19 protein-coding genes are annotated in these 23,324 nt (G+C 53.1%); 3 read left to right on the forward strand and 16 right to left on the reverse strand.

All coding sequences use genetic code 11. The annotated features are described in order from the left end of the window. Positions 1 to 167: 167 nt before the first annotated feature. The 14 genes from epsC to IE074_RS13300 all read right to left on the reverse strand — a co-directional run bounded on the left by epsC (position 168) and on the right by IE074_RS13300 (position 17,253). A complete protein-coding gene (gene epsC, locus IE074_RS13235) occupies positions 168 to 1,124 on the reverse strand; it encodes a serine O-acetyltransferase EpsC (RefSeq protein ID WP_189385926.1) in 957 nt (318 codons plus the stop codon). An 84-nt stretch (positions 1,125 to 1,208) separates the two neighbouring features. Next, positions 1,209 to 2,642 (reverse strand): efflux transporter outer membrane subunit, encoded by a 1,434-nt coding sequence (locus IE074_RS13240; RefSeq protein WP_189385927.1) that lies wholly within the window; start codon positions 2,640 to 2,642, stop codon positions 1,209 to 1,211. 10 nt (positions 2,643 to 2,652) lie between these two features. Continuing rightward, a complete protein-coding gene (locus IE074_RS13245; protein ID WP_189385952.1) occupies positions 2,653 to 5,766 on the reverse strand; it encodes an efflux RND transporter permease subunit in 3,114 nt (1,037 codons plus the stop codon). Then, on the reverse strand, positions 5,753 to 8,848 hold the full coding sequence (locus IE074_RS13250) for a multidrug efflux RND transporter permease subunit (protein WP_189385928.1): 3,096 nt from the start codon (positions 8,846 to 8,848) through the stop codon (positions 5,753 to 5,755). Before IE074_RS13250 ends, IE074_RS13245 begins: the two co-directional genes overlap by 14 nt. After that, positions 8,845 to 10,062, reverse strand: a complete 1,218-nt coding sequence (locus IE074_RS13255) for an MdtA/MuxA family multidrug efflux RND transporter periplasmic adaptor subunit (protein WP_189385929.1) — start codon at positions 10,060 to 10,062, stop codon at positions 8,845 to 8,847. Before IE074_RS13255 ends, IE074_RS13250 begins: the two co-directional genes overlap by 4 nt. Before the next feature lie 125 nt (positions 10,063 to 10,187). Further along, positions 10,188 to 10,943: a cell division protein ZapD gene (gene zapD, locus IE074_RS13260; RefSeq protein ID WP_189385930.1), complete on the reverse strand. Its 756-nt coding sequence runs from the start codon at positions 10,941 to 10,943 to the stop codon at positions 10,188 to 10,190. An 18-nt stretch (positions 10,944 to 10,961) separates the two neighbouring features. Next, the gene (gene coaE / locus IE074_RS13265) at positions 10,962 to 11,591 is read right to left on the reverse strand and encodes a dephospho-CoA kinase (RefSeq protein WP_189385931.1); all 630 of its coding nucleotides are present in this window, start codon (positions 11,589 to 11,591) and stop codon (positions 10,962 to 10,964) included. 204 nt (positions 11,592 to 11,795) lie between these two features. Then, positions 11,796 to 12,023 carry a response regulator transcription factor gene (locus IE074_RS13270; RefSeq protein WP_189385932.1) on the reverse strand — a complete coding sequence of 76 codons (228 nt, stop codon included), beginning with the start codon at positions 12,021 to 12,023 and terminating at the stop codon, positions 11,796 to 11,798. A gap of 91 nt (positions 12,024 to 12,114) precedes the next feature. After that, positions 12,115 to 12,963 carry a pantoate--beta-alanine ligase gene (panC, locus tag IE074_RS13275; protein WP_189385933.1) on the reverse strand — a complete coding sequence of 283 codons (849 nt, stop codon included), beginning with the start codon at positions 12,961 to 12,963 and terminating at the stop codon, positions 12,115 to 12,117. Between the two features lie 32 nt (positions 12,964 to 12,995). After that, positions 12,996 to 13,865 (reverse strand): segregation and condensation protein A, encoded by an 870-nt coding sequence (locus IE074_RS13280; RefSeq protein ID WP_189385934.1) that lies wholly within the window; start codon positions 13,863 to 13,865, stop codon positions 12,996 to 12,998. A 9-nt stretch (positions 13,866 to 13,874) separates the two neighbouring features. Next, positions 13,875 to 14,063 (reverse strand): DUF3460 family protein, encoded by a 189-nt coding sequence (locus IE074_RS13285; RefSeq protein WP_189385935.1) that lies wholly within the window; start codon positions 14,061 to 14,063, stop codon positions 13,875 to 13,877. A 153-nt stretch (positions 14,064 to 14,216) separates the two neighbouring features. After that, on the reverse strand, positions 14,217 to 14,957 hold the full coding sequence (locus IE074_RS13290) for an amino acid ABC transporter ATP-binding protein (protein ID WP_308429774.1): 741 nt from the start codon (positions 14,955 to 14,957) through the stop codon (positions 14,217 to 14,219). 12 nt (positions 14,958 to 14,969) lie between these two features. Further along, a complete protein-coding gene (locus IE074_RS13295) occupies positions 14,970 to 16,079 on the reverse strand; it encodes an amino acid ABC transporter permease (RefSeq protein ID WP_189385936.1) in 1,110 nt (369 codons plus the stop codon). 1 nt (position 16,080) lies between these two features. Beyond that, on the reverse strand, positions 16,081 to 17,253 hold the full coding sequence (locus IE074_RS13300) for an amino acid ABC transporter permease (RefSeq protein ID WP_229794028.1): 1,173 nt from the start codon (positions 17,251 to 17,253) through the stop codon (positions 16,081 to 16,083). A gap of 228 nt (positions 17,254 to 17,481) precedes the next feature. Here IE074_RS13300 and IE074_RS13305 point away from each other — a divergent pair, with 228 nt between their 5' ends. From IE074_RS13305 to mutY, 3 genes are read left to right on the forward strand one after another with little or no spacing between them, the layout of a single operon-like run. Further along, positions 17,482 to 18,147: a cell division ATP-binding protein FtsE gene (locus tag IE074_RS13305; protein WP_189385938.1), complete on the forward strand. Its 666-nt coding sequence runs from the start codon at positions 17,482 to 17,484 to the stop codon at positions 18,145 to 18,147. Then, the gene (locus tag IE074_RS13310) at positions 18,148 to 19,056 is read left to right on the forward strand and encodes a cell division protein FtsX (RefSeq protein WP_189385939.1); all 909 of its coding nucleotides are present in this window, start codon (positions 18,148 to 18,150) and stop codon (positions 19,054 to 19,056) included. A gap of 4 nt (positions 19,057 to 19,060) precedes the next feature. Next, complete coding sequence (gene mutY / locus IE074_RS13315) at positions 19,061 to 20,143, forward strand: A/G-specific adenine glycosylase (RefSeq protein WP_189385940.1); 1,083 nt, start codon at positions 19,061 to 19,063, stop codon at positions 20,141 to 20,143. On the opposite strand, the gene rodA is transcribed toward mutY, so the two are convergent. Next, on the reverse strand, positions 20,107 to 21,258 hold the full coding sequence (gene rodA, locus IE074_RS13320) for a rod shape-determining protein RodA (protein ID WP_189385941.1): 1,152 nt from the start codon (positions 21,256 to 21,258) through the stop codon (positions 20,107 to 20,109). The two genes, mutY and rodA, sit on opposite strands and share 37 nt — an antisense overlap. Continuing rightward, positions 21,255 to 23,312, reverse strand: a complete 2,058-nt coding sequence (gene mrdA / locus IE074_RS13325) for a penicillin-binding protein 2 (RefSeq protein WP_189385942.1) — start codon at positions 23,310 to 23,312, stop codon at positions 21,255 to 21,257. Before mrdA ends, rodA begins: the two co-directional genes overlap by 4 nt. Positions 23,313 to 23,324 lie beyond the last annotated feature (12 nt).

Below are 23,324 nucleotides of genomic sequence, written 5' to 3' on the forward strand. Positions count from 1 at the left end.
ATCGCCGAACAGATACTCCTTTACTAATTTGACTTTGAATTGCACATCATATTTTTCCATTGAAAAACCCCTAAAAGTTGAATGGGTGTCCAACTTTTGGGGGTCAGTTCAGAGCATGGGAACGAGTCCAGAGCATGGGAACGAGATCAAAGTCCAGGAAAAGCCTTCTACTCTCCGCACTTCTGAAAAAACCGCTCGTCACGGCTTGTTGCCTGACTCACAAAACTGCCTGGGGCCACATCATGCGTTAACCAGACATTACCGCCAATCGTGGCGCCCTTCCCAATCGTTACACGACCGAGAATAGTCGCCCCCGCATAAATCACCACATCATCCTCAACAATCGGATGCCTTGCCAAACCCTTATGCAACGACCCGTCCTCATTCACCGGAAAGCTTTTTGCGCCCAACGTTACCGCCTGGTAAACCCGTACCCGCTCGCCAATAATCGTTGTCTCGCCAATCACCACACCCGTGCCATGATCAATAAAAAACCCCTCACCAATCTGCGCACCCGGATGAATATCAATGCCCGTCTGGCTATGCGCCAGCTCGGCAATAATACGCGCCACCAGTTTCGCATCCAGCTTATAAAACTCATGTGCAACCCGATGGTAGATCATGGCCAGAATACCCGGATAACACAACAGCACCTCATCAACACTGCCTGCCGCCGGGTCGCCCACATAAGCCGCATTCACATCCGTATCCAGCTGGCTGCGAATCCTTGGCAATGCAATCGAAAACGCCTTCATAATCTCAACAGCACGGTCCTCGAGCGCCTCGGCACTTAAACGATCATTGCGATACTGATACCTGACCTCAAGGCGAACCTGGGCCAACAACACATTCAGCGCCACCCCAATGGTATAACCCACATAATAATCCTCGGTTTCCTGCAGCAAATCATTAGGCCCCAAACGCATCGGGAACAGCGCACTGATCAACGAATCCAGCGCATCACTGATCGCACTGGGCGAAGGCAAATGCCGTCCCCCGATCTCGTGCTGGCGATTTTGCGATACCCGCCACTTATGGCGCGCCTCACGCAGCCCACAGACAATATCGTCTAAAGGAAAAACCTGGGGATTGTCACTTTTGGAATCACACTTGAAAATCGGCATATAACACCCGTAAAAAAGGGTAAAAACTAAATATTACAGTTTTAACACAAGCGGGGAAAACACCGCAATCAAACCACATCAAGACTATGGTGTTAACGGCTCGCTCCAGCCACCGCCCAACGCCTTGATCAAATCAACCGTTGTATTAAGCCGCTGATTCTCCAATTGCAACGCCGTGCGTTCGGCCGCATAGGCCGACGCTTCCACCTGCACCACACTTAAATAATCAATCAGGCCTGCCGCAAACTGATTGCGGGTAATCTGCAAAGACTCGCGGGAAGCCGCCAATGCCTGCAGCTGAACCTTAAGCTCACGATTGAGCACACTTAAGGTACTGATCGCATTCTCCACTTCCTGCAAGGCTGCCAGGACCGTTTGCCGATACCCGGCCACCTCGGCCTGATAAGACGCTTTTGCATAATTGATACTGGCCGCACGTGCGCCACCGTCCAGCAGGGTCATGGCCAGGGTCGGGCCCAATGACCAGAAATTAAGTGGTGAAGAAATCCAGTCTGAAAACGTGGCGGCTTGCAATCCCCCTGACAAACCCAGATTCAGATCAGGAAACCAGGCAGACTGGGCCACCCCGATATCGGCATTGGCCTGCGCCACCCTGCGCTCGGCAGACGCCACATCAGGCCGCCTTTGCAACAAGGTTGCCGGCACACTGACTGGAATCGCGGGCACTTTCACCTCGAAAGCCACAGGTGCTATATTCATGCCGGAAGGCAACTGCCCTGTCAGCACCGCGATCGCATTTTCCGTACGGGCACGCTCTGCCTCAATATCAATGGCCTGCGCGCGTGCATTATTCACCTGCGCCATGGCGGCCACCACATCACCCCGTGCCGACACTCCTTGCGCATAACGGTTCCGGTTCATCTGCAAAGAACGTTCATAAGCCTGCAAGGTACGTTCCAGCAGGCGTTTTTGCTCATCTATCATGCGCAAGGTAAAGTAATTTTGGGCCAGCTCCGACTGCATGCTCAGCCTGACATTGGCCAAATCAGCCGCACTGGCCTGCTGTGCCGCCTGTTGGCCTTGCACCTGCCGACGGACTTTTCCCCACAGGTCAAGCTCCCAATTCAGTGAGCCGCTTAAATCATATTGCGAAGTCCCTGAACGGTTGCTGCCGCCTGAACGGTCATAGCCGGCACCGGCACCCAATACCGGGAAAAATCCCGAACGTGTCTGCGCCGTCAAGGCCCTGGCAGCGTCATAACGGGCCACCGCCTGGGCAATATTCTGATTGGATGCATTAAGTTGTGCCATCAAACCATTCAATACCGGCTCATTAAAGCGCTCCCACCAGTTGCCTTTGGACAAATCATCGCCAGGCCTGGCCTGCACCCAACCATCCACCTTTTCCGCCTTGTAGGAAAGCCCAAGTTCTTGCGCGGGACGTACATAATCGGGCCCTACCGTGCAAGCACTTAGCAGGGCCAGCGCCAGCATGGCCGCGACCCAACTGAAATGCCTGCCCGTGACACGGGAATCATTGCTTGATGCTTCACTCATTCTTCAACCTTTAACTTTCAGTACCCGAAACCACGTCCCCGATACGTTTATGCTTTCTGGAAAAACGCCAGCGCAATTTATCCAGATACAAATAAACCACCGGTGTCGTATAAAGGGTCAGCACCTGGCTCAGGAACAGGCCGCCCACAATGGCCACACCTAGCGGCTGACGCATTTCAACACCCGCTCCGGTTGCCAGCACCAGCGGCAAGGCACCAAACATGGCTGCCAACGTTGTCATCATGATGGGCCTGAAGCGGACAATACAGGCCTCATAAATGGCCTGTTCGGGCAGGTATCCTTCCTGACGTTCTTTTTGCAAGGCAAAATCCACCATAATAATGGCGTTTTTCTTCACAATACCAATCAGCAAAAACACCCCGATCAGGGCAATCAGCGTAAACTCCATGCCCACCAACATCAGCGCCAGCAAGGCCCCCACACCCGCAGATGGCAAGGTGGACAAAATAGTCAGGGGATGCATGTAACTTTCATACAGAATGCCCAGCACGATATACATCACCACTAACGCAGCCAGAATCAACAAAGGCTGCTGACTGGTGGTTTGCTGAAACATCTGCGCATTGCCCTCGAAGCCTGCCTGGATTTCATTGGTTGGCAAGTTCAGCCGCTCTACGGCATTTTCAATGGCATTGCTGGCCTGTTCCAAGGTAACCCCGGGCGCCAGGTTAAAAGCAATCGAATCGGAGGCCAGCAAACCCTGATGCTGCACACTCAGCGGTGCATTGGCCGTCTCAAAAGTGGCAAAGGCGGACAAGGGCACCCGATTACCATCTGCCGTCATCAATTCTATCGTATCCAATACCTGGGCATCCTGGGCATACTGCTGCTCAACACCCATCACCACATGGTATTGATTAAGCGCACTGTAAATAACAGACACCTGGCGCTGGCTGAACAGATTATTCAGGGAGCCCGCAATCAGGCTCATGTCCACGCCCAGCCGGGTCGCCATTTCACGGTCAATCACCAATTCAATCCGGCGCCCCCTGTCTTCCACTGCCGCATTCACCTCGGTAATTTCAGGCAGGGCAGCCATTGCCCTTTGCACTTTAGGCACCCACTCCCTAAGCAGCTCCAGATCGCCGGACATTAAGGTGTAATCATAAGAACCCGTCGAACCACCACCGGGCCCACCCATACGGATATCCTGCTGCGGCACCAATGAAAGCTGGGCCCCCGGAATAACCGGGAACTTGCGACGCAGATTGTCAATCACTTCGTTGGCCGACAATTGCCTTTGTTCAAAAGGCTTAAGCTGGATCATCAGAAAGCTGGAATTGCTGCCACCGCGCCCGCCGGCATAGCCCATGACGGTATCCACATTCGGATCTTTCAGGATTTCCTGGCGGTAAATTTCCAGTTTGGGCACCATGGCCTGAAAGGAAGTGCCCTGGTCCACCCGGAAAAAACCAAGAATCATGCCGGTATCCTGCTGCGGAAAAAAGCCTTTGGGCACAATCACGTACAGGTAAACATTCAGGCCAATCGTCAGCAACAGCATGAGCAATGTCAGAAACCTGAAACGCAGGGCCCAGGCCAGGGTTTTCTTGTAGCCACCCAGCATCGCATCAAAAAAACGGTTCCATTGCCGGGTCAGCCAGCGTTCTTTGCGTATGGCCGGTTTGTTTTTCAGCCATTGCGCGCACATCATGGGTGTCAGGGTAAGGGAAACCAGCAGGGACATGAGAATGGCCACCGACAGGGTGACCGCAAACTCCCGGAACAGACGCCCCGGCAAACCACCCATCAGGAACAGGGGAATAAACACCGCGATCAGGGAAACGCTCATGGTCAGCACGGTAAAACCAACTTCCCTGGCCCCCTGCAAGGCGGCCGTGAAAGGACGCACTCCCCGTTCAAGATGACGGGTAATGTTTTCCAGTACAACAATGGAGTCATCCACCACAAACCCGGTTGCCACAATCAGGGCCATCAGGGAAATGGTGTTCAGCGAATACTCCAGAAAATACATGACGATGAAAGTGCCCAGCAGGGAGAGAGGCACCGAAATGGCGGGGATCAGGGTGGCCCGCACATTCTGCAAAAACACCAACACCACCAGGGTCACCAGCACCACCGACAGAATCAGGGTAAATTCGGCCTCTGCCAGGGTTGCCCGAATACTGGGCGTGCGATCCTGGACAATATCCAGATCCACCTGTGATGGCAGAAGCAGGCTCAGGGCTGGCAATTCAGCCTTGACCAGTTCTACGGTTTTAATAATATTGGCCGACTCCTGCCTGCGCAGCAGCATGATAATGGCCTTTTCATCGTTGTAAAAACCGCTGTTGAATACACTTTCAATTGAGTCGTAAACCTTGGCCACGTCTTTCAGGCGTACCGCCGCCCCATCCTGCCAACGTATCACCAGGTTCTCAAAATCCTTTGCCTTGCTCAATTGTCCGTTGGTGCCAATCTGCCAGCGGTATTCGGCATTCTCCAGAAAACCATTGGGCTTGACCGTATTGGCCGATGTAATGGCCGAACGGACTTCATCAAGGGCGATGCCGTATGAAGACAGGATATAGGGATTCAGATCCACCCGCACGGCGGGCAGGGAGCTTCCGCCAATTGTCACCTCGCCAATCCCTTCCACCTGGGCCAGCTTTTGCGCCAGAATGGTAGAGGCCAAGTCATAAAGCTGGCCCTGGTCCAGGGTCTCGGAAGTTAAGGCCAGTGCCATAATCGGCGAAGAGGACGGATTCACCTTGCGATAAGTGGGTGGTGTACGCATGCTGCTGGGCAACAGGGGTTGGGCGGCATTGATGGCGGCCTGCACTTCCCGCGCGGCATCATCAACATTCTTGTCCATGTCAAACTGCAGGAAGATTCGCGTGCTCCCCTCGGTATTGCGCGAACTCATCGACATCAAGCCGGAAATGTTGCCTAGCGAGCGCTCCAGGGGAGTTGCCACGCTAGAGGCCATGTTCTCGGGACTGGCGCCTGACAACGAGGCCCGGACCGAAATCATGGGGAATGACACTTGCGGCAAAGGAGCTACCGCCAGAAAATAATAAGCGATCGCCCCCATCACGGCAACAGCCAATGCCAGCAAAGAGGTCGCAACAGGACGGGCGATGAAGGGGCTAGACAGGCTCACTGCTTTCATCCCTTGCGGTTGCCGCAGACCGGTTGCCCAGACGGTCAAACATCAGGTAAATGACCGGTGTGGTAAACAGCGTCAGAATCTGGCTGCAAATCAGGCCCCCTACCATGGCCAGGCCCAATGGCTGACGTAATTCGGCACCCGTACCGGTAGACAGCATAAGTGGAATCGCACCAAAAAGCGCTGCCAGGGTTGTCATGAGAATTGGCCTAAAGCGCAGCAGCGCCGCCTGATGAATCGCGTCCTGGGGGCTCAGGCCCTGATGCCTTTCCGCCTCAAGAGCAAAATCGATCATCATGATGGCGTTCTTCTTGACAATACCAATAAGCAAAATAATGCCGATAATCCCAATCATGTCCAAGTCCCTGCCAGTCATGATTAAGGCCAGCAGTGCCCCTACCGCCGCCGATGGCAAGGTGGACAAAATGGTAATGGGATGAATGTAACTTTCATACAGCACACCCAGTACAATATACATGGTAAACACCGCTGCCAGCATCAGCCAGAGCGTGCTGGACAGGGACGATTCAAAAGCCTGGGCAGCCCCTTGCAAGCGCATCTCCACCGAAAGCGGCATGCCAATCTGCGCCCTGACCTGGTTAACCACATTGACCGCATCGGACAGGGACACCCCTTCGGCCAGATTGAAAGATACCAGCGCGGCCGGGAACTGATCAATCCGCATGACTTCAAGCAGGGTTTGCGAGTCATCAATACGGGCAATCTGGGTAAGCTGCACCGGCGTGCCGTTGCTGGAAGCCACATAAACATTGGACAGGTCGGCCGGTGACTGTCCATATTCGGGATTCACCTCAAGGACTACCCGGTATTGGGCCGACTGGGTGAAAATAGTGGAAATCTGGCGCTGCCCGAACGCATTGTAAAGGGCTTCATCCACCTGGGACATGGCAACCCCGTAACGCGCGGCAGCATCCCTGTCCACCATCACATTGGTTTGCAGACCGCCTGCCTGGTAGTTGTCGGTAACACCGGTTAACAGCGGGCTTTGCCTGAGCTGGTCCACAAATTCGGGTACCCATTGCTTCAAAAGGGCGCCATCTATGCTTGACAGGCTGATTTGGTATTGCGTGCGGGCAACCTGGGTATCAATCGTCAGGTCCTGGGCCGGCTGCAGATAAACCTTGATGCCGCTTAACGGGGCAAGGCGCTCTTCAAGGCGTTGCATGATTGCCGCGATACTGGCACGGCTTTCATTGGCCTTGAGCGAAATTTGCAAACGGCCGGTATTCAAGGTGGTATTGCTGCCATCAATACCCACAAAAGACGACACGGACGCCACATCCGGATCTTGCAGGACAAGCTCAACCACTTCTTGCTGACGCGCGGAAATTTGCTGGAAAGAAGACGATTGCGGCGCCTCGGTAATAACCTGGATAAGGCCCGTATCCTGCTGCGGAAAAAAACCTTTGGGAATCCACCAGTATAAAAACAGGGTCAGCAACAGGGTTGCCAACGCCACCACCAGAGTGGTGCCCTGATACCTGAGTACAATCCTGAGCAGGCGATCATAATAGTGGATAAGGCCGTCAATGGCCTTGCCCATTCTGGCGTGGAAAGCGTTGTCCTTATACTCGCTCTCGGGCTTGAGCATACGGGCACACATCATGGGGGTCAGGGTTAAGGAAATGACCAGGGAAATCAGAATGGCCACCGCCAGGGTAATGGCAAACTCACTGAACAACCGGCCAATCACGTCTCCCATAAACAACAGGGGAATCAGCACGGCAATCAATGAGACGGTTAAGGAAATCAGGGTAAAACCGATTTCTTTCGCCCCTTTGAGGGCCGCCTGCATGACCGTTTCGCCTTTTTCAATATGACGGGCAATGTTTTCGATCATGACAATGGCATCGTCCACCACAAAACCCGTGGCAATGGTAAGTGCCATTAAAGACAGGTTATTCAGGCTGAAGCCAAGCAGGTACATCACGGCAAAGGTACCCACAATGGACAGGGGCACGACAATGGAAGGAATAATGGTGGCACTTAGACTGCGCAGGAATACATAAGTCACCAGCACAACCAGGCCAATGGCCATCAGCATCTCGGACTGGACGTGCGAAATTGACTGGCGAATGGTTTCGGTCCGGTCAGAAGCGATATCCACCGTGATAGAGGCCGGCAATGCCGCTTGCAATTGAGGCAACAATGCCTTGATATTGTCCACCACCTCTATCACATTGGCCCCGGGCTGACGCTGGATATTCAGCAAAATAGCCTGCTCGGTGCCAATCCATGCCGCCTGTCGGGTATTTTCCGCATCATTCACCACCCGGGCAACATCGCTTAAACGTAAAGGTGCTCCATCGCGGTAAGCCAGAATAAGCGCCTCATATTCTTCAGGGGTTTTCAACTGGCTATTGGTGTAAATCGTGGTTGCCCGACGTGGGCCATCCAGGTTGCCGGTGGGCTGGTTGATATTGGCCCCGGTCACGCCACTTCTGACGTCTCCAAGGGTCATGCCATTGGCCGCCAGTGCCGTTGGGTTGACTTGTATGCGCACGGCAGGGCGTTGCCCACCGGCAATGCTGACCAACCCCACGCCGGAAATTTGAGACAGTTTTTGTGCCATCCGGGTTTCAACCAAATCGCGCGCCTCGTACAAGGGCAAGGTGGGCGACGTGACCGCCAGGGTCACAACAGGTGAATCAGCCGGGTTTACCTTGTTATACACCGGCGGCATGGGCATGTCAGAGGGCAACAGATTGGAGGCGGCATTAATCGCGGCCTGTACTTCCTGCTCGGCCACGCTCATGTCCAGTGACAGGGAAAACTGCAAGGTAATGACCGAAGCGCCCCCCGAGCTTGAGGAGCTCATTTGAATCAGGCCGGGCATTTGCCCGAACTGGCGTTCAAGCGGTGAAGTTACCAGCGATGCCATGGCATCGGGCCCTGCCCCCGGATACAGGGAAACCACCTGGATGGTTGGGTAATCCACTTCGGGCAAAGCGGAAATGGCCAGTTGACGGTAAGCGGCTATCCCGGTCAGGAAAAGGGCCACCATCAGCAAGGTGGTGGCTACCGGACGAAGAATGAAAGCGCGCGAGATATTCACTGGATAATCTCTATTTTGGAACCGTTGCGTAAACGGTCAACACCTTCAGTGATGATCTGCTCACCCAAGGCCACCCCCTCCAGGACCTGTGTATAGATGCCATCGGTCACACCCAGTTTGACCGGCACCATTTCGGCAGTGTTGTCTTTGCCCACCCTGAACAGAAACGGCCCGTTTGAGCTGTTCTGGATCGCATCGGTGGAAATGGCCATGGCTTGCGGAACCTGACGGATTTTCAGCCGGGTATTGACAAACTGGTTGGGAAACAGCCGCTCGTCTTCATTGGAAAAATTGGCTTTAAGCCTGATGGTGCCAGTACTGACATCCACCAGGTTATCCATGGAGGCCAGTTCCCCGGTTGCCAGCTCCTGCCGGTTATCGCGGTCCATCAGGGTGACTTCCAGCCTTGCTCCCTGGGCATATTGCGTTGCCACCTCGGCAAGATGGATTTCGGGCATGGAAAACACCACTGAAATAGGCTTGACCTGGGTAATGGTAACCAGCGCGTCAGCTGAATTGGCCGTGACCAGATTGCCAACATCGACATTTCGCAATCCCAGGCGACCGTCAATGGGCGCCAGCACCCTGGTATACGCAAGATTCAGTCTGGCTTCATCTACCACCGCTTTGTCACTATAAGCCTGGGCTTCCAGCCGTTTTACCAGCGCAGCCTGCGTATCAACCTGCTGGCGGGCGATAGAGTCCTGCTTGAAAAGTGTCTGGTAACGCTTCAGATCCTGGCGCGCATTGGCCAGTTCCGCAGCATTCCGGGCCTGTTGCCCCTGGGCCTGCTGAAGCTGGATCTGGAAAGGACGCGGATCAATTTCAAACAGCAAATCTCCCTGTTTGACTTCCTGCCCTTCGGTAAAGGCAATCTGTACAACAGGACCGCTTACCTGGCTTCTGACTCCTACTGTGTTGAATGCGGTTACCGTACCCAGGCCGGGTACCCTGACTTCCATATCTTTTTGCTGAACGGTTTCAACCCTGACAGGGGTGACCATTGCAAAGCGCCCTCTTGCTCCTGCACCAGGACCGTTACCGGATGAGGGTGGGCCACCGGCACTTTGTGGCTGTGCGGCAATGTTATTGCCGGTTGAGGAATTTAAAAAATATTGCCACCCGTAGTAGCCACCAATCACAATCAACACAAATATTGCCAGCTGAAGGCGTTTAGACGGTTTTTTTACATTTTCTTGTGTTTGATTGGCCATTGCTCAACAATTCGTAATTAAAAAATTAAATAACCGACATTGTGGACCATCTATATGACGTCTGGCTACCTTGCCCCCGCAGTTTGAAATAAATTGCAATATCTAAAATAACGATGGCTATGGGCTCAAACGTTGCAAAGCGCAATTTTAAACGCAATTGGACGGGTGACCAATTCTGTTTTCTGTTCGGGAGAGAACTGATGAAAACGAATCCAGATAACATATTTGTTGGCACTGATTTCGGGGTAGGTACGAATATGTTCGGGCACCCATACCCGAATTAACTGATAAATCTTGCCCCCCAGCATTTCCTGGTAAACACCCCCTTCCTGGGTGGTTGCATCAACCGAGTGGCCCGATTCACGCAACATTTTCAGCACCTGGGCCACGCCGTCATACAAAGGCATGAAAGGCCTGATCCAGTTCAGCAAGGAGGCCTTGCGTTCTTCTTCAGGAAACAGTTGCCAGGCGGAGTAAGACGGCATGTCCATTTGGGAGGTTCCGCCCGGAATGGCGAACCGGTTTTTCAGACTCATCAGCCATTCATTTTCGCGGGTTGACTGGCCAATACGCCCGGTACCAGACAGAGCGGCTGAAACACGCTCAAGATCGCCAATGGCCTGGTTCAGGGCCACAATATCGACATCGGGATAATGGCGATACGCCTCGAGATTGGTTTTCTGTTTGTCGATATCCTGCAAAATTCCTGTACGGACTTCGGCACGGTCACAAGAGTCCATGATTTCAAACAAAACCGATAAAGCGACGTGCTGTTGCATGGGATCGGACGCCCCGGCAAAGGCAAACAATCGTTTGAACAGATACTCCAGTCGCATGACGGAGCGGATTCGCTCGTTAAATGGATACTCGTATAAAATCAATCTGACTCCTTCCTGCACTCAGTTCGCATTGGAAAGCTTGCGCGCCAACAACAACCATTTTTGATGCAATGCCAAAGCGCGTTCCTGTAGTTGCTCATGGGTAACTCCACTGCCATTAAATATCACTTCGTTGGCCACTGCAAGTCTTTGTTCACGGCTGGCCTGCGCCCTGATAATGTTCATGATCGCCTCGACCGACAAGCCGCTTCTGTTTTTCACCCGCAAGATCTGTTCGGATTCTTCGCAATCAACCACACAAATAACGTTCAGGAAGTCCTTGTATTTATGAATGGACTCCACCAGCAGGGGTATATCGTAAATCACGTATTCGCCCGTGGCACTGGCGGTTTTGCTGGCCATTTCCTGGCTGATGAGGGGATGGATAATGGCTTGCAATTGATGACGCGCACCGGCATCTTCGAAAGCCCGCTGCCGCATATAAGCCCTGTCCATGGCGCCTTGGGCATTGATGGCCTGGTTGCCAAATGCATCCCGGATGGCTGCAACAGCCTTGCCACCGGGCCCGGTCAGTTCATGAGACAGGGCATCCGCATCAATAATAGTGACATTCCATTGCGCAAACAAACGGCAAACGGTAGATTTTCCTGACCCGATCCCACCGGTTATGCCTACCTTGAATTTTTCCATGATGCATTACATTTTAAAAACAGATAAACGGATTTGCCCTGTTACAGGCTGGCAGGCCATAAAAATGCCCCCTTCACGCAAGATGCCGGCGTGAAACCGGAAACAAAAAACCCGGCCTGCGTACAATGTACACCAAACCGGGTTGACACGCCATAAACACTTTGGACTTACCGATTTGCCTTAAGCAAGGCGTGACTGAATCGGTCAGAGCGACTCAAGGGTTGTACACCCATAGAGCAGATGAACCAGATTCCTTACCTTCATTTTCCGAAAAATATGTGCCCGATGGGCTTCTATGGTTCTTTCGGTTACCCCAAGCATGGCTGCCACGACCTTGTTGGGCAGTCCTTTGCCAAGCAGCTTAAGCACTTCTTTTTCTCGTGGAGTCAGTAGTGCCATTTTTTGCATCATTGTTGGATTTGAGTTGATCATATAACCTCCTTAACTCTTATATAAGACTCAAAAAGATTATATGAACCCTGCGTACTTTTGACACCTACCCTTTCATGTAGGTACAGGACAATTACAGCTCAATTTCCAGATTATCAATAAGGCGGGTCGCACCCAGCTTGGCCGCTGCCAATACAACCAAAGGCGTTTTATTGGCAATTTCCCCGGCGGTTGGCACATGCAGGTCAAGCTGTTTCCTGACGGATACGTAATCAACTTCCCATCCACGCTGGGCCAGTGTGTTTCTGGCAAACTCATCAAGGGCGGCCGGTTCGGTTTCTCCGGCCAGCAAGCGGTCCTTGACCTGGTTAAGCGTGGCATACAGGACAGGGGCTTCGGCACGCTCGGCATCGCTTAAGTAGCGGTTGCGCGAAGACAGGGCCAGCCCGCTGGGTTCACGTACCGTTTCATGCGCGTAAATGGTCACGGGCAACTGGAACTGCCGGCACATGTTACGCACAATCATGAGTTGCTGGTAGTCTTTTTTCCCGAACACCGCCACTTTGGGCTGCACACAGGAAAACAGCTTCAGCACCACGGTTGTCACGCCTTCAAAAAAGCCGGGACGGAATTCACCCTCAAGGACATTGCCCAGGTCGGACGGGGTTTGCACGCGATAGCTTTGCGGCTCGGGGTACATTTCCTTGACGGAAGGCGCAAACAGCACATAAACATCGCGCCGCTCTTCCAGTTTGGCGATATCCGCCTCAAGGGTACGCGGATATTTGTCAAAATCCTCGTTAGGGCCAAACTGCAACGGATTCACGAAAATACTGGCAACGACCGGGTCTCCGTGCTGCCGGGCAAGACGCATCAGGGACAAATGCCCTTCGTGCAGGTTTCCCATAGTGGGCACAAAGGAAGCCCGTAGCTGGCCACGCAGCTGATCCCTTAATTCCTCAATGGTGTGAACTACTTTCAATTGTCTTCCTTTCTTATTTATACAAGGTCAATTTATTCAACGGCAATTGTATAGGCAAGCCGCACATAGATGGGGGCATATGGCTCGGACTGGGTGATTTCCAGCAGTGATTCGCGGGCCAGTTCCAGCATCGCGATAAAATGCACCACGATGACGGCTGCCGGTTCTCCTTCGCTGACCCTTTCCATGAACAGGTCGGTAAACTCCATGAAGCGGGTATCCGACAATCTTCGCAGAATATGCGTCATGTGGTCGCGTACCGACAGCTGCTCCCGGGTAATCTGGTGATGGGCATTCAGTTTGGCCCGTTTCATGATATCTTGCCAGGCCAGCCTGAGATCATCGGCGCTGACCTCGGGCAGCATGCGCTCTACGCTTAAATCCATCTGCGCATTGGCACGCTCGAAATCACGTCCCAGCTGTGGCAGGGCATCCAGTTTTTGGGCGGCAAGTTTCATTTGCTCATAGTCAAGCAAACGCCGTACCAGTTCGGCACGGGGATCTTCCACTTCTTCACCGCTATCCGACTTGCGAACCGGCAAAAGCATCCTGGACTTGATCTCGATAAGCATGGCGGCCATCAGCAGATACTCGCCCGCCAGTTCCAGGTTCTGGTTACGGATCTGGTCAACATAGCTCAGGTACTGACGGGTGACCTCGGCCATGGGAATATCAAGCACATTGAAGTTTTGCTTGCGGATCAGGTACAGCAGAAGATCCAGTGGCCCCTCAAAAGCCTCCAGGAACACCTCAAGGGCATCGGGAGGAATGTACAGGTCTTGCGGGATATTGAATAAAGGCTCACCGTACAGGCGAGCCAACGCGACAGTATCCACCACATTAGGGGTACTGTCTATCTTGGGGTCCACCAGTATATCAAGTGCCTCTGGGGCCACTGCCATGGGAATGGCTTAGTTGGTTTGATAAACGTAGGGTTTCTGGGGAACACGGGCGGCCTTGAATTGCTCGAGCTGCTCGGTATCCTGCTGCTTGTCCCACAAAAGCGCACGCCCTTCAAGCTGACGCTTTTCGGTATCAGGGTGACTGGTTTTGTACGCTTTAATAAATTGGGTAATAGCCGATTCGTAATGTTGTGCCATGATCATTTACACAAAAATAAACTGAAAGTGAAAGTTTACTGCACTTCTTGGGCAGAAACCCGGTTTCAGGCTGTTTTTTCATTTTACGCAAAGAAAACAGGCACCCCGAAAAACCCGGCCTGCCTGAAAAGACGTTTTGAGGCAGGCAAACCGTTAGTGCAAAATCTGGCTTAAAAACAGTTTGGTCCGCTCGTGAACCGGATGATCAAAAAACGTATCCGGAGTATTTTCTTCCACAATTTGCCCCTCATCCATAAAAACAACCCGGTCGGCCACTTTTTTGGCAAAGCCCATTTCATGGGTCACGCACAGCATGGTCATGCCCGACTCTTCGGCCAGGGCAATCATGACATCCAGCACTTCCTTGACCATTTCAGGATCCAGCGCCGAGGTGGGTTCATCAAACAGCATGACCTTGGGACTCATGCACAATGAACGGGCAATGGCCACCCGCTGCTGCTGCCCGCCCGACAATTGCCCGGGATATTTGTGTGCCTGTTCGGGAATCCGGACCCGCTCAAGATATTTCATGGCCACCGCCTCGGCCTGGAATTTGGGCATTTTCAAGACCCAAATGGGTCCTAGCGTCAGGTTCTCAAGCACAGTCAAGTGAGGAAACAGATTAAAGTGCTGAAACACCATACCCACATTGCGGCGTACCTGCTCGATATTTTTCAGGTTATTGCTTAACTCGACACCATCCACAACAATACGCCCCTCCTGGTGCTCTTCCAGGCGATTGATGCAACGGATCAGCGTGGATTTGCCCGAGCCCGACGGCCCGCAAATAACAATGCGTTCGCCGGCTGCCACCGACAGGTTGATATCCCTGAGCACATGGAATTTTCCGTACCACTTGTTCACATTTTCCATACGGATAATCATTTCTGACACAGCTGGCTCCTTTTAACGCTTGTATCCCGTATCCAGGCGAGCCTCAAGATTTTTGGCATAGCGGGACATGGCAAAACAGAAAACAAAATAAATAAGTGAAATAAACAGATAGGCCTCGACGCTGAAACCACGCCAGAGCGGGTCGGCCAGGGCGGCCTTGGCTGATAGTGTCAGGTCATAAATACCAATCACCACCACCAGCGAGGTATCCTTGAACAGGGCAATGAAAATACTTACCATGGGTGGAATCACGATTTTCAGGGCCTGGGGCAAGACAATTTTGTACATTTGCTGCCAGTAAGTCAGGCCCAGCGACTCGGCGCCTTCGATTTGCCCCTTGGGGATGGCCTGCAGGCCACCGCGCACGGTTTCTGCGATATAGGCAGCGGTAAACATGATAATGGCAATTTGCGCACGCAGCAGTTTGTCGAAGGTGACACCTTCGGGCAAAAACAGGGGCAACATGACTGAAGACATGAACAGCAGGCTGATGAGCGGCACCCCCCGGATGATTTCAATATAAACCACGCATAAGGCCTTGATGGCGGGCATATTGGAACGTCTTCCCAGGGCAAGCAGAACGCCTAACGGGAAAGCCAGGCCAATGCCAAAAGTGGCCAGGATAAGCGTAAGCGGCAACCCACCCCAACGGCTGTTCTCAATGGGACTCAAACCCAGTACCCCACCCCACATCAGGATAGCCACCGCCCCCAGGCCTGCCAGCCATATCAACAACAGCCACTTATTCCAGAAAGCACGGATGGCGCTGCAAACGATAACCGCCACCAGAATAATCACGGCGAGCAAGGGACGCCACTGTTCGGCATAAGGATAGGTGCCAAACAGGATAAGCCGGTATTTTTCCCGGATAAAAGCCCAACAGGCGCCTTCGGTGCCCCGGCATTCTGTGCCACTGCCGGCCGTGAAATTTGCCTTAAGCCACACCCACTCTACAAGCAAAGGCGCCGTCATTAACAAAAACCAGAGAACCAGTGCCGTGATCAGGATACTGAGGGGAGAGGAAAAGAGATTCTTGCGCACCCAGCCAAAAACACCACTTTCATTTTTTGGCGGAAGACGCCCGCCTGGCTGGACGGGACCGGACAATGTGTGCTGACTCATCTTAACGCTCCACCAGGGCAATATGCCGGTTATACCAGTTCATGAATACCGAAATGGATAGACTGACCGTGAGATAGGCAGCCATGATAATCAACACGCCTTCAATGGCCTGTCCGGTCTGGTTCAGGGTGGTGTTAACCACGGAAACAATATCGGGATAGCCAATAGCAACCGCCAGCGAACTGTTTTTGGTCAGGTTAAGGTAAGTACTGGTCATGGGAGGAATCATGACGCGCAAGGCCTGCGGCAAAATAACCAGCCGCAATACCCGGGTTTTGCCCAGCCCGATAGAGCTGGCAGCCTCCCATTGCCCTTTGCCGATACTCTGGATACCCGAGCGGACAATTTCCGCTACAAACGCGGATGTATAAATAACCAGGCCAGCCAGCAAGGCTGACAGTTCAGGGGAAATGGACAGGCCACCGGTAAAATTGAACCCTCGGAGCACGGGATAATCAAGCGCCAGCGAAGCGCCACCCAGAAAATAGGCAATGAAAGGAAAAACCAGCAACATGAACAGGCCTGCGCGAAAAACCGGAAACGTTTTCCCGGTTTTTTCCTGCCGCTTGCGCGACCCGTGATAAACGGCAAACGTACAGAGCACGGCCAACAGCAGGCCATATAGTATCCAGCTTAAGGAATCCCCCTGGAGCGCGGGAAACTTAAGCCCCCGGTTGGAAAGGAAAACTCCGCCAACCGGATTAAGGGCCTGCCGAGGACCGGGCAGGTTTTCGGTAATTAAGGCATACCAGAAAAACAGCTGAATCAGCAAAGGAACATTACGGATGGCTTCAATATAAACCGTTGCCATCCGGGCAACCAGCCAGTTCGTTGACAGCCTGGCCACGCCGATAATGCTACCCAGCAGAGTTGAAAGGATAATCCCCAGGGCGGAAACCTGCAGGGTATTGACGATCCCCACCAATATGGCGCGCTTATAGGTATCGGCCGGTGTGTAGGCGATGGATGACTCACCAATGGCAAACCCCGCTTCACGATCAAGGAAATCAAACCCCGTTGTAATATTGCGAATAGAAAGATTATGCATGGTATTGGAGACAAGATACCAGGCCACATAGGCCACGATACCCAACACCGCAATCTGGTAAACGATAGCGCGGAATGCCGGATCATTCCAGGAAAGATGGGTTTTATTTGTTTTTTTGGAAGCCATAAGCATTTACTGTACAAAACAAAGAACATTTGTAACCCAAACCTTGCCTGTTTGTATAGTCTTATGGTCTTATAACCTTATAGCCGCTAAGGCAGAATACCGGCCGGCGACCTTACCGCAGGCCGGTATTGCCCTTTGGCGAAGAGGCCAACCGTAAAGAATGCCGCCGTTGGTATAAAATGTGGGTATTATGTGCATTTATGTGCCCGCCCCCTAACCTGAACCAACATGATTGAATTCAAGCACGTCTTCAAGTCCTATGGCCAGAGTGCCAATATTCTGGCTGATATCAACTTCAACATTTCACGCGGTGAATTTGTTTTTGTGTCCGGCCCGTCGGGTGCGGGCAAATCCACCCTGCTCAAATTGATAGGAGGGCTTGAGCCGCCAACCCGCGGATCCATTATGGTTAACGGACAAAGCCTTGACAGCATGCCGGCCAGGGAACGCCCTTATCTGCGCCGGGCGGTTGGCATCATTTTGCAGGACACGCACCTGCTGTATGACCGCAATGCCTTCGAAAATGTCATGTTGCCCCTGGCCGTGATGAACCTGGATTATAAAAAAGCAGCGTCAAGGGCACGCGCCGCGATTGCCAAAGTCGGCCTGTCGGGCAAAGAAAAGCTCAATCCGATTGCGCTATCAGGCGGAGAACAGCAACGCCTGGCGATTGCACGCGCCATCGTTAACCGCCCCGCCATCCTGATTGCCGATGAGCCTACCGCCAACCTGGACCAGGACAATGCCAGCCGCATTCTTGAGGTATTCCGGGATTTCAACCGGGTTGGCGTGACCACCCTGATCGCCTCCCACGACATGCCATTGCTGCAACGCCATGCCAACCGGACCCTGCTACTGGAGCCCGGCCGTTTCAAAGACCTGGGAAAACACTGAATGAACACCTGGCTTAGACATCACCTTTACGCTATTCACATTGCCGCACGCCGCCTGCTGGGCACCCCCTTTTCATCACTGACCAATATAATAGTGATTGCCCTGGTATTGACCTTGCCCCTGCTGGCAAGTGCCATGCTGGTTTCCATGCAACCCATTGCCCGCAATATATCCGTCAATCCAGCCATTTCCCTGTTCATGAAAGAAGCAACCACGATTGAACAGACCCGTGCCGTAGCCAGCCAGCTGAAAAACGAACACAGCCAGTCAATCCTGACACTGGAAGTGGTCGACAAGGCCGATGCCCTGCAATCACTGAAGGCGTCTGAATCCTGGTCAGACGCACTTAAGGTTCTGCCACAAAACCCCTTGCCCCATTCCATTATCATCACCCTTTCCGATGAGGCCAGCCCCACCGAAAAGGCCGAAGAGCTGGCAGAGGTATGGAGCAAGCTGCCCGACGTTGACGTACTGCAATTTGACAGTGCCTGGGTACAAAAACTGGAAGCCATTCTTTCTTTCATACGGATTGTGCTGGGGCTGCTGGCCGCCGGGGTGGCCCTTATCGTCATTACCACCATTTTCAATACCGTCCGCATGCAGGCACTGGTCCAGCGTGATGAAATTGCGGTTGCCCGCCTGGTCGGAGCCACCGAATCCTTTGTGCGGCGTCCCTTCCTGTATTTTGGTGCCATCACGGGCCTGACTGCGGGTTTGCTGGCTGTCGTGCTCACCACCATTACCCTGGGCTTTTTAAATCAGGCCATTACCCTGCTTTCCAACAGCTATGGCATCCCGTTCAGTGTTACCCTGCCCTCCGCTTCATGGCTGGCGCTTACCATTGCACTGGTCATGCTGATTGCCGCCACTGCGGCCCGCTGGTCGGTTACCCGTCACTCACATTTCTAAACACATGCAATTTGCCGATCTTATCGTTGCCTGGCAGAAAAACCATGGCAGACACCATCTGCCATGGCAGAACACGCAAGACGCCTATAAAGTATGGTTATCTGAAATCATGCTGCAACAAACCCAGGTAGCCACGGTCATTCCGTACTATGAGCGTTTTCTGGCCGCTTTCCCCACGATCCACAGCCTGGCTGCGGCCTCCCGGGATGAGGTACTGGCGCTATGGGCAGGCCTGGGCTACTATGCCCGCGCCCGGAATTTGCATAAATGCGCCCAAGCCGTCGTGACCCAATGGCAGGGCGAGTTTCCCCGGCAGGCACAAGACATCATGAGCCTGCCCGGCATTGGCAAATCCACCGCCCATGCAATTGCCGCTTTTTGCTTTGGTGCAAAAACGCCCATCATGGATGGCAATGTCAAAAGGATTTTTACCCGTTACTACGGAATTGAAGGTCAAACCAACAAACGGGAAATTGAAAACCGGCTGTGGGAGCAAGCCCGGGAAAACATTGAGCGGGCAGACAAAAACCTGGATATGCCCGCTTACACCCAAGGTCAAATGGACCTGGGCGCCACGGTGTGCTCCCGCAGCAAACCCAAATGCGATGCCTGCCCGTTGCAGGCATCCTGTTATGCCTATCGCGAAAACAGGCAGGCAGAACTGCCAACCCCCAAAACAAGAAAAGCCGTTCCGGTACGCTCGGTGAACATGCTGGTCTTGCAGCACCAGGACCGCGTCCTTATTCAGCAACGACCCGAACAGGGCATCTGGGGTGGCCTGTGGTCATTGCCCGAATTTCATGATGAGCAAGCGCTGCAAAGCCTGCAAAACGACTGGCAACAGGCACAGCAAACCGCTATTAAACTGGCGGCTTTCGAACATGTATTCACCCATTTCAGGTTACATATACAACCGTACTGGCTTAAATGCAGCCATCTTCCGTTAAGGGAAGAAAATGGCAACCCCGACAGGCACCAATGGCTGCCCCTGGAGCAACTTGAAACCACGGCCCTTCCTGCCCCTATCCTGAAACTGCTGCAAGGCGTGCATCAGTTTTCAGGTACCGGGGATTTACTGGGCTCGTAATTTGAAATACTCATTAACAGCCCGCAGGCAAAACCCAAGGTCACCAGGGCCGTTCCGCCATAACTCATGAACGGCAGGGGCACCCCGACAATCGGCAAAATACCCATGACCATGCCCATATTCACAAAAACATAAACAAAGAACATCATGGTCAGGGCACCGGCCAACAAACGGCCAAATTGGGTTCTTGCCTTAAGGGTAATGAAAAAACCACGCAGCAACAGCAGGGAATACAGGATCAGGAGCAGTATTCCGCCATACAGGCCGAACTCTTCGGCAAACACGGCAAAGATGAAGTCGGTTGTGCGTTCCGGAATGAAGTCCAGATGGGTTTGCGTACCCTGCATGTAACCCTTGCCGTAAATACCGCCAGAACCAATCGCGATCATCCCCTGAATGGTATGAAAACCCTTGCCTAGCGGATCGGTACTGGGGTCCAGCAAGGTACACACCCGATGTTTCTGGTACTCATGCAGCACGACCCAGTCAAACCCTGGCGCACAAAGCATTTGTTCATAGTACAGAATCAGAACCAGTGCGGTCACCCCCAGGACAAACAGCGGTGCCAACAACTTGAAAGACAGCCCGGCAAAATAAATAACAAAAAACCCGGTGGCAAACACCAGCAAGGCAGTTCCCAAGTCGGGCTGCTTGACGATAAGGGTAAATGGCACCAGCAGCAACACGCCTGCCGCCAAAAAATCAATAATGCGCAACTTGGCCCTGTGCTTGTCAAAATACCAGGCCAGCATCATGGGAACCACCAGCTTCATCATTTCTGAAGGCTGAACGACTGTAATGCCCACATCCAGCCACCGGGTCGCGCCCTTGTTGGTAATACCAAAAAATTCCACGCCCAGCAAAAGCACTATCCCCGACAGATAGAATGGAATGGCCATTTTCATCATTCTGGAAATGGGTATCATGGCCACCACCCACATAACGGCAAAAGCCACCAGGAAGTTGCGCCCCTGATCGGCAAAGCGCCAGTCAGTGTCCCCCACTGCCGAATGCATGACCGTCATGCCCAGGCCGGACAACAAAGCCAGGATCAGCAACAACGGCCAGTCTATGCAGCGCAGCGAACCCAGGATCCAATTCATTATCCGGTTCATCGTGCACCTGCCTCATCATTTTGCGTGCCTTCCCTGCCATTCCTGTTGGTCTCGACGGGCGCCAGGATTTCAGGTGTATGTCCCGGGGCCTTGTCATCCGGGTTGGCGGGAATGTCTTCCGGCAGAACCAGATCGGGGGAAATCTCTTCCTGTTGTTCCATATCTTCAAAACTGGGGATGTATTCGGGAATATTGGCCCGTTCGGGCGCCAGCCAGTAATCAAAAACCTTGCGGGCAATCGGCGCTGCCACACTGGATCCCCAGCCACCATTTTCAACAATCAGGGCAACGGCAATCTGGGGGTTTTCAACCGGCGCAAACCCCATATACAGGGCATGGTCATGCAAACGTTTGTTAAGCGCTTCCGCCTTGTATTTGGTACCCTTCAGGCTAAACACCTGGGCCGTACCGGTTTTACCGGCAGAATCATAATTGGTACCGGCAAAAATCCTTCTGGCCGTGCCTTTGGCGTTCACCTCGGCCAATGCCGACTTGACCAGATCGATATGTTCCTGCGCCACATCCACCTTGTACTCGGGCTCCGAGACGGTTTGTTCGACTTTTTTCAGGACCGGGTTTTCTATCCAGTTAACCAGATGCGGTTTGGTATACACCCCATTGGCCGCCAATGTTGCCGTAGCCTGTGCAAGCTGGGTAATTGTCAGCGAGTTATAACCCTGTCCAACCGAAACCGAAATGGTATCGCCCGGAATCCATTTTTGCTGGGCCGGACTCCTGAATGAGTTTTTCTTCCATTCCCGGGAAGGTAGAATCCCTTTTTTCTCATGCATTAAGTCAATGCCGGTTTTCTTGCCAAAACCAAATTGCTGGGCAAAATCATGCAAGGCATCAACCCCAATCAGGGGACCCAGGCTAAAAAAATACGTATCCGATGACACCACAATGGCTTTGTGCATATTGGTTGGCCCGTAGGCCGCCCCTCCGGCATTGCGAAAGCGCTGGCCGCCATACTCGAAATAACCGGGATCGGGAATTTTGGCATTAGGGTCGCGCACACCCAGCTTCAAGGCGGCCAGGGCAACAAAAGGCTTGTAGGTGGAACCAATGGGGAAGGTACCGTAAATGGGGCGGTCAATCAAAGGATGATCCGGAGAGTCAGACAGACGGCGCCAGTTTTCAACGTCAATACCATCAACAAACAAATTGGGATCATAAGAAGGTGCCGACACATAGGCCAGCACCTGTCCGTTACGCGGATCAATCGCCACCAGGGCACCACGCTGTGGATTCTTGGGATCGTTATAAATACCCTCAACCAGTTTTTGCAAACCCATGTCCAGCGACAGGCGCAGGTTGTCACCGGGAATGGGGTCGGTTCTTTTCAACACCCTGACCGGCTTGCCGGAAGCGGCAATTTCCACTTCCTCCCAACCGGTTTTTCCGTGCAGCCGTTCTTCGTAACTGGCTTCAATACCTTTCTTGCCGATAACCTCGGTACCCCGGTAATTGCCTTCAAGCCCTTTTTCCTCAAGCTGCTCCTGGTCCCGTTCGGAAATCCGGCCCACATAGCCAATGACGTGGGCTGCCGACTCGCCCTCGGGGTACTCCCGTACCCAGCGCGCCTTCAGGCTGACCCCCTTGAACTTGTAGGAGTGCGCGGCAAAGGTTGCCGCCTCGTCGTCGGTCAGGTTGCTTTTAAGCAGAACCGAGGCAAAGCGGTTTGAGCTGCCCAACCGACGTTTGAAGCGCCTTAGCTCAAGCGGGGACAAATGAATGATCTGCTCAAGCTGTTCGAGCATTTTCGGAATATCCCCAACCTGCCCGCGCACCATTTCAAGGGTATAGTCGCGATGACTGCGCGCCAGAACGACCCCGTTGCGGTCAACGATATCACCCCGGCGAGGCGTGATGGGCACCAGGGTAATTCGGTTTCTTTCAGCCCGTTCCGACAGGCCCTGGTAGCGCTCAACCTGCAAGACCCACAAACGGTTAACCAGAATACCGAAACACAATAGTACAAACAGCACTGCCACCACCACCCGGGTGATCAGCTGCCTTCTCTGTACCAATGCCTGCTTCCTGAACTCAAACATAGACCTTTCCTG

Source organism: Advenella faeciporci (genome assembly GCF_014652395.1).
GTDB classification, from domain to species: Bacteria; Pseudomonadota; Gammaproteobacteria; order Burkholderiales; family Burkholderiaceae_B; genus Advenella; species Advenella faeciporci.

Bases quoted from the DNA above. Each gene is read 5' to 3' on its own strand.
- epsC (WP_189385926.1), bottom strand. From the start codon at position 1,124: ATGCCGATTTTCAAGTGTGATTCCAAAAGTGACAATCCCCAGGTTTTT.
- IE074_RS13240 (WP_189385927.1), bottom strand. From the start codon at position 2,642: ATGAGTGAAGCATCAAGCAATGATTCCCGTGTCACGGGCAGGCATTTC.
- IE074_RS13255 (WP_189385929.1), bottom strand. From the start codon at position 10,062: ATGGCCAATCAAACACAAGAAAATGTAAAAAAACCGTCTAAACGCCTT.
- coaE (WP_189385931.1), bottom strand. From the start codon at position 11,591: ATGGAAAAATTCAAGGTAGGCATAACCGGTGGGATCGGGTCAGGAAAA.
- IE074_RS13270 (WP_189385932.1), bottom strand. From the start codon at position 12,023: ATGATCAACTCAAATCCAACAATGATGCAAAAAATGGCACTACTGACT.
- IE074_RS13280 (WP_189385934.1), bottom strand. From the start codon at position 13,865: ATGGCAGTGGCCCCAGAGGCACTTGATATACTGGTGGACCCCAAGATA.
- IE074_RS13285 (WP_189385935.1), bottom strand. From the start codon at position 14,063: ATGGCACAACATTACGAATCGGCTATTACCCAATTTATTAAAGCGTAC.
- IE074_RS13295 (WP_189385936.1), bottom strand. From the start codon at position 16,079: ATGAGTCAGCACACATTGTCCGGTCCCGTCCAGCCAGGCGGGCGTCTT.
- IE074_RS13300 (WP_229794028.1), bottom strand. From the start codon at position 17,253: ATGGCTTCCAAAAAAACAAATAAAACCCATCTTTCCTGGAATGATCCG.
- IE074_RS13305 (WP_189385938.1), top strand. From the start codon at position 17,482: ATGATTGAATTCAAGCACGTCTTCAAGTCCTATGGCCAGAGTGCCAAT.
- IE074_RS13310 (WP_189385939.1), top strand. From the start codon at position 18,148: ATGAACACCTGGCTTAGACATCACCTTTACGCTATTCACATTGCCGCA.
- mutY (WP_189385940.1), top strand. From the start codon at position 19,061: ATGCAATTTGCCGATCTTATCGTTGCCTGGCAGAAAAACCATGGCAGA.
- rodA (WP_189385941.1), bottom strand. From the start codon at position 21,258: ATGAACCGGATAATGAATTGGATCCTGGGTTCGCTGCGCTGCATAGAC.
- mrdA (WP_189385942.1), bottom strand. From the start codon at position 23,312: ATGTTTGAGTTCAGGAAGCAGGCATTGGTACAGAGAAGGCAGCTGATC.